Raw genomic sequence first — 15,723 nt, forward strand, 5'->3', positions numbered from 1 at the left:
GGCTGTGCGGTGCGGCCACCGTATGGCTCCGGGCTGGGCGGGCTCCTACAGCCGGACCAGAGGACCGGCGGCTTCCGGAAGGCCGCTCCCGGCCGCGCGCACCGGTGTCGACCTGTGGTTCCGGCAGCCGCCGGCGGTATGCCCCTGGCAACCGGCAGAACTCTGGCAACTGCCGGAGTACTTGTCCTTCCTCCGGTTCAACTTCCCGCAACAAAGCCGTAGTTGACTGAAAAGAGACCTTGCCGGCCGCTCAGCGGGGTAGAGCGCGGCCGGGGGCGTCGGCGGCGGTCGCGGCCCCCGTCCCGTGGCCGCAGCCGGTGAGTTCACGGGCCGGGGAGAAGGGGTCGCAGGCGGGGGGAGCGGTGCCGGTGCGGCGCAGCGCGAGGACCTGTCCCTCGGTCCAGTCGGCCTGCCGCGCGAGTTCGAGGGCGCTGGCGAACAGCTCCCGGGCCTGCGCCTCGTTCCCCAGCGCCCGGTGGCACTCGGCGCGCCGCAGCTGGGCGGCGGCCTGGGCCCGCAGCTCGCCGTCGGCGACGGCGGCGAACAGGCTGGCGGTCGCGACCTTGAGGCAGTCGCCCGTGTACATCCCCGTCGCGAGGTAGGGGTGCAGGCTCTCGGCGAGGCGCCAGGCGACGGCGGTGAAGCCGGACCCGGACGCCTGGAGGACGGCTCCGGCCAGGTTCTCCCGCTCGTCGTCCAGCCACCGGGCGGCCTCGGAGCGGTCCGGGAAGACCGGTGGGGCCGGGGGCGCCGTCCCGGCGGCCGGGGCCGGGAGGGTCTGCGCCGGGTAGAGCAGCCGGGCCGCCGCGTCGGCGCGGTGGAGGTACCAGTCGAAGAGCCGCTGCCGGGCGGCGTGCGCCTCCTCCCGGCCGGCCAGTTCGCGGGCATAGGAGCGCAGCAGGTCGTGGAGTCCGAACCGGCCGGGGGCCCGTTCCCGTACCAGGTGGGCGTCGGTCAGGACGGCGAGGAGGCCGGCCGATCCGGCCGGGGTCGCGTCCGCGAGGGCGGCGGCCCCGGCCACGGTGAGGTCGGGCCCCGGCATCAGGCCGAGCAGCCGGAACATCCGCCGCCCCTCGGCCGGGAGCGCGCGGTACGAGAGGTCGAAGGCGGCCCGCACCGTGGAGCGCCGGTCCCCCTCGACGCGCAGCCGGCTGAGCATGTCGTCGCCGGGTAACGCGGCGCAGTGGTCGGCGATGCGGGTGTCGCGGGCGAGCAGGTTCGCCCCGGCGATCCGGATGGCGAGGGGCAGGCCGCCGCACACCCGCACGAGCCTGCGGGCCGCCTCCTCCTCGGCCGCGACCCGGCTCTCGCCGATGGTGGCCGCGAGCAGGCCGCGGCCCTCCTCGGGGTCGAGGACGTCCAGGACGAGCTGGCGGGCGCCGTCGCTGGCGACGAGGCCCGCGAGCCGGCTGCGGCTGGTGATCACCACGGCGCAGCCCCGGGCGCCGGGGATGAGCGGTCTGACCTGCTCGGCGTCGCGCGCGTTGTCGAGGACGATCAGCATCTGGCGGTCGGCGAGCAGCGTGCGGTACAGCGCGGCGGCCTCGTCCTCGTCGGCGGGCAGCCGGCCGGGCGGGGCGCCCAGGGCCCGGAGGAACTGCGCCAGGACGTCGGCGGGGCGCAGGGTGGGGAGCGGGGAGTGGCCGCGCAGGTCGACGAAGAGCTGTCCGTCCGCGAAGTGTTCGCGCCGGGCGTGCGCCCAGTGCTTGGCGAGGGCGGTCTTGCCGACCCCGGGCGCGCCGACCACCGCCACCACGTGGGCGCGGTCCGCCGGGTCGGGCGAGACGAGGGCGTCCAGCTCCCGCATCTGCCGCCGCCGTCCGACATAGGGGCCGGCCGTGGCGGGCAGTTGGGCCGGGAGCGGTCCTGCGGGGGCGGTGTGCCCGGGGGGCGCGGGGCGTTCGGGGGGCGGGGCGAGGGGCAGTTGCTGGCGCAGCACCCGCAGGTGGGCGTCGCGGACCTCCGCGCTGGGCGCGATGCCCAGCTCGTCGTCGAGCCGGTCGCGCAGCCGGTTGAACACGTTGAGCGCGGCGGCCTGTTCGCCGCAGCTGGCGAGGGCGAGGATCAGCCGGGCGTGCAGGCCCTCGTGCAGCGGCTCGGCGTTCACCATGTCCCACAGCGCCGGGACGGCCTCTCCGGGCCGGTGCAGCAGCAGCGCCGTGTCGGCGTGCAGCAGCACCGCCTTGACCCGCCGCTCGTCGGCCACCACGGCGGCCGGGTGCCGGCGCAGGACCGGGTCGGCGTCGGCGAGCACCGGGCCCCGCCACCACCGCAGGGCCTGGGTCAGCGCCTCGTACGCGGCCGCCGGGTCGGGCACCCGGAGCAGCCGCTCCGCCTGGTCGAGGAGTTCGTCGAAGTGGCCGAGGTCGATCTGGCTCCGGGCCGCTTCCAGGAGGTAGCCGGTGGGGGTGCGGACGACGGTGGGCGGCGGACCGGTCCGCGGGCCGTCCTGCTCCAGGAGCCGCCGCACCTGGCTGACGTAGGTGTGCACGAGGCTCTGGTGGGAGCTGGGCGGTCCGGACGGCCAGAGGGTGTCGGTGATCTCCTGCTGGGTGGCGGGCTCGGGGTGCTTGAGCGCGAGGAGCCCGAGCAGACGGCGCAGCATCGGGCTGGTGACGGGGACGGGGGTCCGGCCGCGCCGCAGGGAGAGCGGGCCGAGGATGAGGAGCCGCGGCCGGCCGGCGCCGCGCGGCGCCCCGGCCCGGTCGGCTGCCAGCAGCTCCCCCAGCTCCCCGCTGCTGAGCCCCAGCGCCCCGGCGAGCCGTTGGAGGGTCCGTGACTGGGGCCGCTGGACCCGTCCGCGCTCGATGTCGCGCAGCGCCCTGGTACTGATCCCGGCCCGCGCGGCGGCCGTCTCCTGACTCATCCCGGCCCGCCTGCGGAACGCCCGGAGCCGCGGACCGAACGCCCCCGCCTCACCCTCCGGCCCGCCCCCGAAGTCCCCCGTGGCCGGCGCCCGCTCCGACATGGCATCCCCCTCATCCGATGACCGCGTCCTGTCGATCATGACCGGCGGCGGCCTGGCGGGCCGTGCACGGCCGACTCTGCAGAGGCTTCGTCAATGATCAGTTTGGACTAGACCAATGCACCGGGCAAGGGTACGTCGGCTACGCCCCCACGCCACTGCTCCGCGACGCCCCCTGGGTCGAGACCCGCGACAACCAGGGAGCAAGCCCCGCTCCGGGCAACGAAAAAGCCGGGCCAGAATTGATCTGACCCGGCTTTCGACTGAGCCGCCTTCGGGATTCGAACCCGAGACCTACGCATTACGAGTGCGTTGCTCTGGCCAACTGAGCTAAGGCGGCAAGCCGTGCGGTCCCATGGTGGGCGCAGCGGCGTCGCCAAGTCTACACAGTTTCCGGGAGTGCTCCGACCACCCCTGGAGAGGGCCTACGAGCAGCGCTTTCCGTCCGACGGAGGGGTGCCTTCGAGGAGGTAGGCGTTGATCGCCGTGTCGATGCAGTCGCTGCCCCGGCCGTACGCGGTGTGGCCGTCGCCCTCGTAGGTCAGGAGGGTGCCGGAGGAGAGCTGGGCGGCGAGGGACTCGGCCCACTTGTACGGGGTGGCCGGGTCGCGGGTGGTGCCGACGACCAGGATCGGGGCGGCTCCCTCGGCGGTGATGCGGTGGGGGCGGCCGGTGGCCGGGGACGGCCAGTAGGTGCAGTTGAGGGCCGCCCAGGCGAGGCCCGCGCCGAAGACCGGGGAGGCCTTCTCGAAGGACGGGACGGCCTTCGCCGCGTCGGCCGGGTCCCGGTAGGCGGCCGGCAGGTCGAGGCAGTTCACGGCGGCGTTGGCGGCCATCAGGTTGGCGTACTCGCCGTCCGGCTCGCGTTCGTAGTAGCTGTCCGCGAGCGCCAGGAGGCCCGCCCCCCGGCCGCCCTTCGCCTGGGTGAGGGCCTCGCGGAGCTGGGGCCAGGCGCCCTCGTCGTACATCGCCGCGATCACGCCCGTGGTGGCGAGGGACTCGCCGAGCTTCCGGCTCTCCCCCGTGGGCAGCGGCTTCGCGTCCACGTCCCGGAAGAACTTCTTCAGCGCCTCGCCGGCCTCCGGGACCGACCCGGTGCCCAGCGGGCAGCCCGGCGTGGCGACGCAGTCGGCGGCGAAGGCGCGGAAGGCGGTCTCGAAGCCGGCGGTCTGGTCGCGGTTGAGGTCGATCGCGGGGAGCGAGGGGTCCATCGCCCCGTCGAGGACCAGTCGCCCGACCCGGCCGGGGAACAGCTCGGCGTAGGTGGCGCCGAGGAACGTGCCGTATGACGCCCCCACGTAGTTCAGCCGCTCGTCGCCGAGGACCGCCCGCAGCACGTCCATGTCCCGGGCCGTCTCGACGGTGGAGACGTGCGGCAGGACCTTCCCCGAGCGCTTCGCGCAGCCCGCCGCGAAGTCCTTGAAGGCGGCGCCCAGCGCCTCGGTCTCGGCGGCGTCGTCGGGGGTCTGGTCGACCTGGGTGTACGCGTCCATCTGCGGGCCCGTCAGGCATTCGACCGGCTCGCTGCGGGCGACCCCGCGCGGGTCGACGGCCACCATGTCGTAGCGGGCGCGGACGGGGGCCGGGTAGCCGACGCCCGCGTACCCCTGGAGGTAGCCGACGGCGGAGCCGCCGGGCCCGCCCGGGTTGACCAGGAGCGAACCGAGCCGCTTCCCCGGGCCCGTGGCCCGCACCCGGGAGACCGCGAGCTCGATCTCCTCCCCGTCCGGCTTCGCGTAGTCGAGCGGGGCCTTCAGGGTCGCGCACTGGAAGCCGCTCGTCCCGCAGTCCCGCCACGCCGGCTTCTGGGCGTAGAACCTCTTCAGCGCCTCGGGCGCGGCGGAGGGCGCCTGCTGCCCCTGGGTCGTCGTGCGGGGCGCGGCTTCGCCGCTCCCGCCCGAGCAGCCGGAGAGGATGAGCCCGGCCGAGGCGAGGGCCGCGGCGGACGTACGGAGCAAGCGCCTGGAGTCCATCCCCGGAGCGTATCCGGCCCGGTACGGACCGTGTCCAATCGTGACGAGTCGCCTACGGAACGCCGCGCGGGATCCGGAGCCACTGGATCCGGAGCCACTGGACCCGGAGCCACTGGACCCGGGGCCCCGCCCTACCTCAGCGCCATCGTCATCGCCTCCACCGCGAGGAGCGGCGCCACGTTCCGGTCGAGGGCCTTGCGGCAGGCGAGGACGGCCTCGATGCGGCGGAGGGTCCGCTCCGGGGTGGTGTCGCGGGCGACGGCCTCCAGGGTGTCCCGTACGTCCTCGTTGTTCAGGGGCGTGCGCGAACGGAGCTGGAGGGCGAGGACGTCCCGGTAGAAGCCGGTCAGGTCGGTGAGGGCGAGGTCCAGGGTGTCGATCTGGGTCCGGCGTCCGCGCCGCTTCTGGTTGTCCTCCAGCTCCTTCATCATCCCGGCCGTGCCGCGCGGCATCCGCTCGCCCTGCGCGACACCGAGCGTCGCCTTCAGCTCCTCGATCTCCTTGGCGTCGATCTCCTCCGCGACCTGCTTCGCGTCCTCCGTCGCCGTGTCGACCAGCTCTTGGGCCGCCTTGAAACAGCCGCCGATGTCCGCGACCCGCGTCGGCAGTCTGAGGACGACGGCGCGGCGCGCGCGGGCCCGCTCGTCGGTGGCGAGCCGGCGGGCCCGGCCGATGTTCCCCTGGCCGGCGCGGGCGGCGGCCAGGGCGACGCCGGGCTCGACTCCGTCGCGCCGTACGAGCACGTCGGCCACGGCCTCCACCGAGGGGGTCCGCAGGCTCAGGTGGCGGCAGCGGGAGCGGATCGTGGGCAGCACGTCGTCCAGGGAGGGGGCGCAGATCAGCCAGACGGTGCGGGGGGCGGGCTCCTCCACGGCCTTCAGGACGCCGTTGCCCGACTTCTCGTTGAGCCGCTCGGCGTCCGCGACCAGGATGACCTGCCAGCGGCCGTTGGCCGGCGCGGTGAAGGACTTGCGGACGGTGGCGAGCATGTCACTGCCGCGGATCTGCGTACCGATGGCGGAGATCGTCGTGACGTCGGCGTGGGTGCCGATCAGCGCCGTGTGGCAGCCGGTGCAGAACCCGCAGCCCGGCGTCCCGCCGAGGGCCCGGTCGGGGCTCACGCACTGGAGGGCCGCCGCGAAGGCCCGCGCGGCGTCGACCCGGCCGGCGCCCGGCGGGCCGGTGAAGAGCCAGGCGTGGGTCATCTTCGAGGCCTCGGGAGCGGGCCCGCCGGTCTCCTGGGCGGTCACGAACGCGTCGGCGTCGCGCGCGGCGGCGGCGAGCTGCTCCTCGACCCGGGTCTGTCCGACCAGGTCGTCCCATACGGCCATGTCTGCCCCTCCTCAGGTACGCCCTCCATTGTGGGGCAGCCCTCGGACAGTCCCCGTCCACCGGAAAGGCGGGGAAGGCGGGGAACGGCCGCACGGCCGGAGCCCGAAGGCGTCCGGCCGTGCGGAAGGGGTACGGGAGGCGTCAGCGGCGGCGCCGGGGCTCCTCGTCCTCGTCCTCGTGCGGGCCGAACAGCTCGTCCGCCAGCGTCGGCAGGTCGTCGAGCGGGGTCTCCTCGGCCCAGTCGGAGCGGCGGCGCGGCCGGCCGTTCTCGTCGAGCTGGGGCAGCTCCCTGGTCCGGTCGTTCGCCCCGTGCGGCTCCTCCGCACGCGCACCGCCGGAACCGGCCCCCCGCTCGTCGCGGAAGAAGTCCTTCGGCAGCCGGTCGGCGGCGAGCCCGGACGCCCGGGGCTTCCGGGGATCCCGTACGGGGGGCAGCACGGCGGTCTCGTCGGCGCCCCGCTCCTCGCGGACCTGCGGCAGGACGGCGGTCTCCGCCTCCGGCCGGACCTCCGCCTCCGGACGCACGATCGGCGTGGCCACCGTGACCTCTTCGGGCGAAACGGTCGGGGCGGTCGAGTCGGCCGGGGCGGTCGGGGCGTCCCGCTCCGGGGAGCGCCCGGCCCCCGGCTTCACGACGGGAGTCGGCACGGTGACGTCGTCCGGCTTCACGATCGGTGTGGCCACCGTGACCTCGTTCGCCGACACCTCGGCGGCGCGGGCGGCCCGCTCGGCGGCGGCCCGTGCGGCGGCCTCGGCCTTCTTGCGCTCCGCCCGGCGCGCCGCCTCGGCGGCCTTCGCGCGGGCCTCCCGCTCGGCGGCGGCCGCGGCCTCGGCCGCCGCCTGCTCCGCCGCGGCCTTCTCCCGGGCCTCCTGCTCGCGGGCGGCCCGCTCCCGGGCCTCCTTCGCCTCGGCGGCCCGCTGGGCGGCAGCCTGCTCGGCCGCAGCGCGTTCGGCGGCGGCGCGCTCGGCCGCGGCCTTCGCGGCGGCCTCCGCCGCGAGCCTCTCCGCGGCCGCCTTCGCCGCTGCCTCCTCCGCCGCCTTCGCGGCGGCGGCGGCCTCGGCGGCCCGGCGCGCCTCCTCGGCGCGGAGCAGGGCCTCCTCGGCCTTGCGCTGCTTCTCCAGGCGGCGCGCCTCGGCCTCGGCCCGCAGCCGGGCCTCCTCCTCGGCCTCCCTGCGGAGCCGCTCCTCCTCTTCCCTGCGGGCCTTCTCCTCCGCCGCGAGGCGCTTGCGCTCCTCCTCGGCGGCGCGCTCGGCGGCGATCCGCTCCTCCTCGGCCTTCCGCCGGGCCTCCTCCGCCTGCCGCTCGGCCTCTAGGCGGCGCGCCTCTTCCTCCTCGCGCCGCTTGCGCTCCTCCTCCTCGGCGCGCAGCTTGGCGAGCTGCGCCTGGCGCTCGCGCTCCAGGCGCTCCTCCTCGGCCTTGCGCGCGGCCTCCTCCTCGGCCCTGCGCCGCGCCTCCTCCTCGGCCTTGCGGCGGGCCTCCTCGGCGGCCTTCACCTCGGCCTCGGAGAGCGGCAGCATCCGGTCGAGCCGGTGGCGCACGACGGTGGTGACGGCCTCCGGCTCCTGGCCGGCGTCGACGACGAGGTAGCGGCTGGGGTCGGCGGCGGCGAGGGCCAGGAAACCGGCCCGTACGCGCGCGTGGAACTCCGGCGGCTCGGACTCCAGCCGGTCGGGCGCCTCGGTGAACCGTTCCCGCGCGGTCTCCGGGGAGACGTCGAGCACGACGGTCAGGTGCGGGACCAGGCCGTCGGTCGCCCAGCGGGAGATGCGGGCGATCTCGGTCGGGGACAGGTCGCGGCCCGCGCCCTGGTAGGCGACGGACGAGTCGATATACCGGTCGGAGAGGACGATCGCGCCCCGCTCCAGGGCCGGCCGGACCAGGGAGTCGACGTGCTCGGCGCGGTCGGCCGCGTACAGCAGGGCCTCGGCCCGGTTCGAGAGCCCCGCCGACGACACGTCGAGGAGGATCGAGCGGAGCCGCTTGCCGATCGGGGTGGCGCCGGGCTCGCGGGTGACGACGACCTCGTGGCCCTTGGCGCGGATCCAGTCGGCGAGCGCCTGCACCTGGGTGGACTTCCCGGCGCCGTCGCCGCCCTCCAGGGCGATGAAGAAGCCGGTCGGGGACGGCGCCTGGGCCGGGTCGGAGCCGCGCAGCGCGTCGCGCAGGTCGCGCCGGAGCGGGACGCCCGCCCGGTCGTCGGTCTTCGCGAGGACGAGCGCGGCGACCGGGAGCAGCAGGGCGCCGGTGAGGGCGAGCGTGAAGGCGGCGCCGCCGTGCTCCAGGACGGAGCTGCCGGAGGCGAGCCGGTGCGGCCCGATCGCGGCGGCGAGCAGCGGGGCGGCGAGCGCGCCGATGCCCATCGCGAAGCGGGCGGTAGCCTGGAGGTGCTCGGTGGTCCGGGCCCGGCGGGGCTCCTCGGTCTCCTGGTCGACGAGGACGTGGCCGGTGTTCGCGGCGACCCCGGCCGCGTATCCGGCGAGGACGGCGAGGAAGAGGACGGTCGCCGTGTCCGGGACCAGGCCCGCGGCGATCAGGGCGACCCCGGTGACGGTGATCGCGAGGGCGAGCAGCCGGCGCCGGGACAGGACGGGCAGCACGGAGCCCGCGGTGCGGATGCCGGCGGCGGTGGCGCCGCTGAGGGCCAGGATCAGGAGGGCGTACGTGACGGGGCCGCCGCCCAGGTCGGCGGCGTGGAGCACGGCGACGGACGCGGCCGCGGCGATGGCCCCGGCGACGGTGGCGCAGGCGAGGACGAGGAGGGACAGGATGCCGGTGCGGCCGTCCTTGCCGGCCTTCTCCGGAGCGCCGGCCTTCCCCGGAGCGCCGCCGTTCCCCGGAGCGCCCCCCTTCTGCGCGGCACCGCTCCCGCCGTCCTTCTCCGCGGCACCGCCCTTGCCCGCGTCGGTCTTCTTCGCGGACGGCCGGCGCAGGCCCTCCAGGGGCGAGCGGGGCCGGGGCGTCTCCCCGCCGGGCAGCGCCATCGCGTACAGGACGGTGACGGAGGCGGCGAAGAGCCCGGCGGCAACGTACGAGCCGAGGGCGGCCTGGTGCAGCGAGAACCAGTCGAGTCCGACGCCGAGCAGTTCGCCGACCAGGGTGGCGGCGAGCAGGACGACGGCCGCGGCCGGGACGGCGAGGAAGCCGGTGCGCTGGGACAGCCGGCGCAGCGCGCCGAGGTGGTCGGGCAGCGGCCGTACGGCGGAGCCCTCCAGGGGCGGGGCGGGCAGCAGCGCGGGCGCGGCGCCCTCGCGGCTGATCGTCCAGAGCCGTTCGGCCGCTCCGGTGACGAAGACGGTGCCGAGCAGGTACCAGAGGGCGCTGCCGGGGGTCCAGTCGATCCACAGGGGCGCGACGACGAGGAGCGCGATCCGCACGCCGTCGGCGCCGATCATGGTCCAGCGCCGGTCGAGCTTCCCGCCGGGTCCGGTGAGCGAGATCAGTGGTCCGAGGAGGACGGCCCCGAAGAGGACCGAGGCGAGCAGGCGCGCGCCGACGACGGCGGCCACGGCGAACGCGGCCCCCCGGTAGCCGCCCCCGAGCGCGCCCTCCGTCACGGCCGCCTGGAAACCGAGGAGGACGAGGACGAGCAGGGCGAGGGCGTCGCCGGTACTGCCGAGCAGATGGGCGCTCCACAGCCGGCGCAGCGGCTGGTGGCGCAAGAGGGCGCGTACGGCGCGCTCCCGGGAATCCGCGACGAGTGCGGCGTCGGAATCGCCGAGACGGTCTGGCTGCTCTGCTCGCGTCATCCGTCCACCCTATCCGGACGCCCTTCCTCCCCGCGGCCTCCGCCCGAACATCCGGACGAGGCTGTGACAGGAGGACCGGAGAGGGGAGGGCGAAGGGGCGGAGACCGGTGGTCTCCGCCCCTCGGGGGTCGTCGCGGTGCGGGACGACTACTCCGCCTTCTTCGCCGCCGCGGTCTTCTTCGCCGTCGTCGTCTTCTTCGCGGTCGTCTTCTTCGCCGCCGTCTTCTTGGCGGTGGAAGCGGTGGCCTTCTTCGCGGCGGTCTTCTTCGCCGGGGCCTTCTTGGCGGTCTTCTTCGCCGGTCCCTTGGCCCGCTTCTCGGCGAGCAGCTCGTAGCCGCGCTCGGGCGTGATGGTCTCCACGCTGTCGCCGGTCCGCAGCGTCGCGTTCGTCTCGCCGTCGGTCACGTACGGGCCGAAGCGCCCGTCCTTGACGACCACGGGCTTCTCGCTGACCGGGTCGGTGCCCAGCTCCTTCAGCGGCGGCTTGGCCGCGGCCCGGCCCCGCTGCTTCGGCTGGGCGTAGATCGCGAGGGCCTCGTCGAGCGTGATCGTGAAGAGCTGCTGCTCGTCGGTGAGCGACCGCGAGTCCGTGCCCTTCTTCAGGTACGGGCCGTAGCGGCCGTTCTGCGCGGTGATCTCGACGCCCTCGGCGTCCGCGCCGACGACCCGGGGCAGGGACATCAGCTTGAGCGCGTCGTCCAGGGTCACCGTGTCGAGGGACATGGTCTTGAAGAGGGAGGCGGTGCGCGGCTTGACCGCGTTCTTGCCGGTCTTTGGGGTGCCCTCGGGCAGGATCTCGGTGACGTACGGGCCGTAGCGGCCGTCCTTCGCGACGATCTGGTGGCCGCTGACGGGGTCGGTGCCCAGCTCGAAGTCGCCGCTCGGCTTGGCGAGCAGCTCCTCGGCGAGCTCGACGGTCAGCTCGTCGGGCGCGAGGTCCTCGGGGACGTCGGCGCGCTGGTGGCCCTCGGCGTCCTTCTCGCCGCGCTCGACGTACGGGCCGTAGCGGCCGACGCGGAGCACGATGCCGTTGCCGACGGGGAAGGAGGAGATCTCCCGCGCGTCGATGGCGCCGAGGTCGGTGACCAGTTCCTTGAGGCCGCCGAGGTGGTCGCCGTCGCCGTTCCCGGCGTCGGCGGCGCCGCCCTCGCCGGGGGTCGCGCCCTCGCCGAAGTAGAAGCGCTTCAGCCACGGCACGGACTGGGCCTCGCCGCGCGCGATGCGGTCGAGGTCGTCCTCCATGCGGGCGGTGAAGTCGTAGTCGACGAGCCGCCCGAAGTGCTTCTCCAGGAGGTTGACGACGGCGAAGCTCAGGAAGGACGGCACCAGCGCCGTGCCCTTCTTGAAGACGTAGCCGCGGTCGAGGATGGTGCCGATGATCGAGGCGTACGTCGACGGGCGGCCGATCTCGCGCTCTTCCAGCTCCTTGACCAGCGAGGCCTCGGTGTAGCGGGCCGGCGGCTTGGTCGCGTGGCCGTCCGCCGTGATCTCCTCGGCGCTCAGCGCGTCGCCCTCGGCGACCTGCGGCAGGCGCCGCTCGCGGTCGTCGAGCTCGGCGTTCGGGTCGTCGGCCCCCTCCACGTACGCCTTCATGAAGCCGTGGAAGGTGATCGTCTTGCCGGAGGCGCTGAACTCGGCGTCGCGGCCGTCGGAGGCCCGGCCGCCGATCTTGACGGTGACCGAGTTGCCGGTCGCGTCCTTCATCTGGGAGGCGACGGTCCGCTTCCAGATCAGCTCGTACAGCTTGAACTGGTCGCCGGTCAGGCCGGTCTCCGCCGGGGTGCGGAAACGATCGCCCGAAGGACGGATCGCCTCGTGCGCCTCCTGCGCGTTCTTGACCTTGCCCGCGTAGACGCGCGGCTTCTCCGGCAGGTAGTCGGCGCCGTACAGGTGCGTGACCTGCGCCCGGGCCGCCGAGACGGCGGTGTCGGACAGGATCGTGGAGTCCGTACGCATGTAGGTGATGAAGCCATTTTCGTACAGCTTCTGCGCCACCTGCATGGTCGCCTTCGCACCGAAGCCCAGCTTGCGGCTCGCCTCCTGCTGGAGGGTGGTGGTCCGGAAGGGGGCGTACGGGGAGCGGCGGTACGGCTTCGACTCGACCGAGCGCACGGAGAACGCGGTGTCGGCGAGCGCGGCGGCGAGCGTCCGCGCGTTCTGCTCGTCCAGGTGGAGGACGTTCGCGGTCTTCAGCTGCCCGTCGGAGCCGAAGTCGCGGCCCTGCGCGACGCGCCGGCCGTCGACCGTCGCGAGCCGCGCGACCAGCGAGGACGGGTCGGAGGCGTCACCCTTGCGGCCGGTGGAGAAGGTGCCGGTGAGGTCCCAGTACTCGGCGGAGCGGAAGGCGATGCGCTCGCGCTCGCGCTCGACGACGAGCCGGGTGGCGACGGACTGGACGCGGCCCGCCGACAGCTTCGGCATGACCTTCTTCCACAGGACCGGCGAGACCTCGTAGCCGTAGAGGCGGTCGAGGATGCGGCGGGTCTCCTGGGCGTCGACCATGCGCTGGTTGAGCTCGCGCGGGTTGGCGACGGCCTCGCGGATCGCGTCCTTGGTGATCTCGTGGAAGACCATCCGGTGGACCGGGACCTTGGGCTTCAGGACTTCCCGGAGGTGCCACGCGATGGCCTCGCCCTCGCGGTCCTCATCGGTGGCGAGGTAGAGCTCGTCGGACTCGGCGAGCAGCTCCTTGAGCTTCCTGACCTGCGCCTTCTTGTCGGCGTTGACGACGTAGACGGGCTGGAAGTCGTGCTCGACGTCGACTCCGAGGCGGCGCACCTCGCCGGTGTACTTCTCGGGCACCTCGGCGGCGCCGCTGGGGAGGTCGCGGATGTGCCCGACGCTCGCCTCGACGACGTAGCCGGGGCCGAGGTAGCCCTTGATCGTCTTCGCCTTGGCAGGCGACTCGACGATGACGAGTCGGCGGCCGCCGTGTGCGGTCTCGCTGGTCGGGGACAACTTCGCTCTTCTCTCCGGTTCGGCACTCTCTGGGCACGTACGGCGCTGGCACGCACGGCAGCGGCACGGACGGTGACGCTCCCGTCGCTGCGGAGTGTGACGGTACAACCCGCCCCCGTGTCAAACGGCGAAAGCCCGCAACGGCCACTCGAACGGTAACCCGAGTCCTGGCATTCCTGCCGCCCGGACTCCCGGACCGGCGGGGCGGGGCGTGCGCGCCGGGATCGGCGGCGGCACCGGAGGAGGAGGTCAGAGGCGCCCGAAGCACCAGACGCCGAGGGCGAGCAGAACGGCCCCGGAGAGGCTCGTCAGCGCGACCGCGGCGCGCGGGGGGATCCCGTACGCGACCGGCTCGCGGTGCAGCGCGCGCACGGCGGTCCACAGCAGCAGCGCGCCTCCGAACAGCGTGAACGCCGCTCCCGCGAAGATCGCCGGCCCGCTCTCCATGCCCGTACCCCGTTCCGTCCCCGTGCGGTGTTCGTCTCCCGCAGGGGAGGCTCGCAGCCCCGGAAGGCGGGGGCGCGAACTCCGGGTGAACGCCGCGGGCCCGTCCGGCCGGTTTCACGAAGATGGCCGGTAGTGACCCGCCTCTCACCCCCCTCGCCTGTCGCCCACGTCACTCCTCGCCGGCGGTCAGGAGCAGCAGGCCGGGGGCCGTACACGCAGGAGGCGGAAGCTGCGGGACGGCGTTTCCGGCGAGGTGGAAGCGGTCGTCGGCGGCACCCGGTTCCCTGCCCGGGCTCACGAAGAGGAAAACCTGGAAGAGGGGTCCGACCAGCAGCGTTCCGACGAACATCGGCGGGGTGACCCCGCTGAACAGCGCCCGGCGGGAGATCGCCCCGCCGACGACCACGACCCGGACGGTGGCGGGGAAACGGAACACGGCTGTCCGACCTTTCGGGGTGCCGGACGGCCGGCCCCCCGTGCACGTGGACCGTGCCGAAGGGCCGGGGCAGCAGGAAGCGCGCCGCCCTTGGGCGAACAGGTCCCGCAGCGGCCGGAGCCGATCGCCCTCCCGCCCCGCCTCGCGCGCCCGCACGACCCGCTCCCGGTACGGCCGGCCCGTGTCGGACGCCCGCCCCGGTCCGTATCAGACGCCAGCCCCGGTCCGTATCAGACGCCAGCCCCGGTCCGTGTCAGACGCCCTCCCCCTCGGCCCCTTCGTCCACGGGCAGCAGGAAGCCCTCCTCAACGAGGAGCCGGATCGCCTGCGGGGTGCGGTCGCGCAGCAGGACCGGGTCCTCGCCCATCAGCTGGCCGATGGCGTCAAGGATGCGGCCCGCGCTGAGGGTGCCGTCGCAGACGCCGGCGAACCCGGCGCCGACGTGGTCCACCCGGGTCGCCCGGCGCATCCCCCGGTTCTGCCGGAGCACCACGTGCTCCGGGTCCTCGGCGCCGGGCAGGCCGACCTGCTCCTGGACCACCTCGGGCGCGAGCGTGAACCGGTCGGCGAGGAGGGCCGCGTCGTCGTGGGTCCGCAGGTAGTCCTGGCGCTCGAAGTGGGCGAGGACGGTGGGGCCGAGGGGCTGCTCGACCGGGTGCGGCCACTCCTCGATCACGATCGAGGGCTCGACCGCGCCGGAGGCCACCGCCGCGTTCCGCCGGAGCGTGATCCAGCCGAAGCCGACCGCGCGTGTCTTACGGGCCTCGAACTCGTCGAGCCAGCGGGCGTACGCGGCCCGGTAGGCGGCCGGGTCGCCCCGGTGGTCGCCGCTGTCCCGCAGCCACAGCTCGGTGTACTGGGTGACGTCCTGGACCTCCCGCTGCACGATCCAGGCGTCGCAGCCGCGCGGCACCCAGGACCGCAGCCGCTCCTGCCACTCCTCGCCGTCCACGTGCTGCCAGTTGGCGAGGAACTGGGCGTATCCCCCGTCGTTGAGCCGCTCCCCCGCCTGCTGCACGAGCGTCCGGCACAGGTCGTCGCCGCCCATCCCGCCGTCCCGGTAGGTGAGTCCGGTGCCGGGGGAGATCACGAACGGCGGGTTGGAGACGATCAGGTCGTACGTGTCGTCCCCGACCGGCTCGAAGAGCGAGCCCGTGACCAGCTCGGCCTCCGGGGCCCCGGAGAGGGCGAGGGTGAGCCGGGTGAAGTCCAGGGCGCGCGGGTTGAGGTCGGTGGCGGTGACCCGGGTGGCGTGCCGGGCGGCGTGCAGCGCCTGGATGCCGGAGCCGGTGCCGAGGTCGAGCGCGGCGGAGACCGGGGTGCGGACGGTGATGCCGGCGAGGGTGGTGGAGGCGCCGCCGACGCCGAGGACGACCCCTTCGTCCTTCTTCCCGATGCCTCCGGCGCCGCCGACGGCGCAGCCCAGGTCGGAGACGATGAACCAGTCCTCGCCGTCGGGCCCGCCGTAGGGCCGGACGTCGACGGTGGCGCGCACGGTGTCGTCCTCGCGGAGCACCCAGCCGTCGGCGAGGGCCTCGTCCAGCGGGAGCGCGGCGGCGGCGCGGGCGTGCTCGACGGGCTCCTGGAGCAGGAAGAGCCGGACGAGGGTCTCCAGCGGGCCGTCGCCGCCGGTGGCGCGCAGGGCGGGCACGGTCTCGCTGCGGGCGAGCGCCGCGTAGGCGGGGGCGCCGAGCAGGTCGAGGAGGCCGTCGGCGGTGAAGGCGGCGGCGAGCAGCGCCTCGCGCAGACGGGCGGCGTGCGCGGGCACCGGGAGGCGGGAAGTCAGGCTGGTCGTACTCACCACCCCATTGTGACGGCCGCCACCGACAACGCCCGCCACCGACATCGGGCCGCCCGGTGACGGC

The 15,723-nt window shown here is 74.8% G+C and carries 8 protein-coding genes and 1 tRNA gene; all 9 read right to left on the reverse strand.

What is annotated here, in order from left to right; genetic code table 11:
• Positions 1-250: 250 nt before the first annotated feature.
• Positions 251-2,866 carry a BTAD domain-containing putative transcriptional regulator gene (locus ACIQD7_RS28625; protein ID WP_402445326.1) on the reverse strand — a complete coding sequence of 872 codons (2,616 nt, stop codon included), beginning with the start codon at positions 2,864-2,866 and terminating at the stop codon, positions 251-253.
• A 365-nt stretch (positions 2,867-3,231) separates the two neighbouring features.
• Positions 3,232-3,305: transfer RNA gene (locus ACIQD7_RS28630), tRNA-Thr, on the reverse strand.
• An 85-nt stretch (positions 3,306-3,390) separates the two neighbouring features.
• Positions 3,391-4,938, reverse strand: coding sequence for an alpha/beta hydrolase (locus ACIQD7_RS28635; RefSeq protein WP_402445328.1), 1,548 nt, complete (start codon positions 4,936-4,938; stop codon positions 3,391-3,393).
• 131 nt (positions 4,939-5,069) lie between these two features.
• Positions 5,070-6,269: a DNA polymerase III subunit delta' gene (locus ACIQD7_RS28640; protein ID WP_402445330.1), complete on the reverse strand. Its 1,200-nt coding sequence runs from the start codon at positions 6,267-6,269 to the stop codon at positions 5,070-5,072.
• A gap of 142 nt (positions 6,270-6,411) precedes the next feature.
• The gene (tmk, locus tag ACIQD7_RS28645) at positions 6,412-10,017 is read right to left on the reverse strand and encodes a dTMP kinase (RefSeq protein WP_402445331.1); all 3,606 of its coding nucleotides are present in this window, start codon (positions 10,015-10,017) and stop codon (positions 6,412-6,414) included.
• Between the two features lie 147 nt (positions 10,018-10,164).
• Positions 10,165-12,975, reverse strand: a complete 2,811-nt coding sequence (gene topA / locus ACIQD7_RS28650) for a type I DNA topoisomerase (protein WP_402445332.1) — start codon at positions 12,973-12,975, stop codon at positions 10,165-10,167.
• Between the two features lie 249 nt (positions 12,976-13,224).
• Positions 13,225-13,422, reverse strand: coding sequence for a hypothetical protein (locus ACIQD7_RS28655; protein WP_121830227.1), 198 nt, complete (start codon positions 13,420-13,422; stop codon positions 13,225-13,227).
• A 169-nt stretch (positions 13,423-13,591) separates the two neighbouring features.
• Positions 13,592-13,858, reverse strand: a complete 267-nt coding sequence (locus tag ACIQD7_RS28660; protein WP_402445334.1) for a hypothetical protein — start codon at positions 13,856-13,858, stop codon at positions 13,592-13,594.
• Positions 13,859-14,111: 253 nt separating this feature from the next.
• The gene (locus tag ACIQD7_RS28665; RefSeq protein ID WP_402445335.1) at positions 14,112-15,659 is read right to left on the reverse strand and encodes a methyltransferase; all 1,548 of its coding nucleotides are present in this window, start codon (positions 15,657-15,659) and stop codon (positions 14,112-14,114) included.
• Positions 15,660-15,723 lie beyond the last annotated feature (64 nt).

It is taken from the genome of Streptomyces sp. NPDC093071, from assembly GCF_044754545.1.
GTDB lineage: Bacteria > Actinomycetota > Actinomycetes > Streptomycetales > Streptomycetaceae > Streptomyces.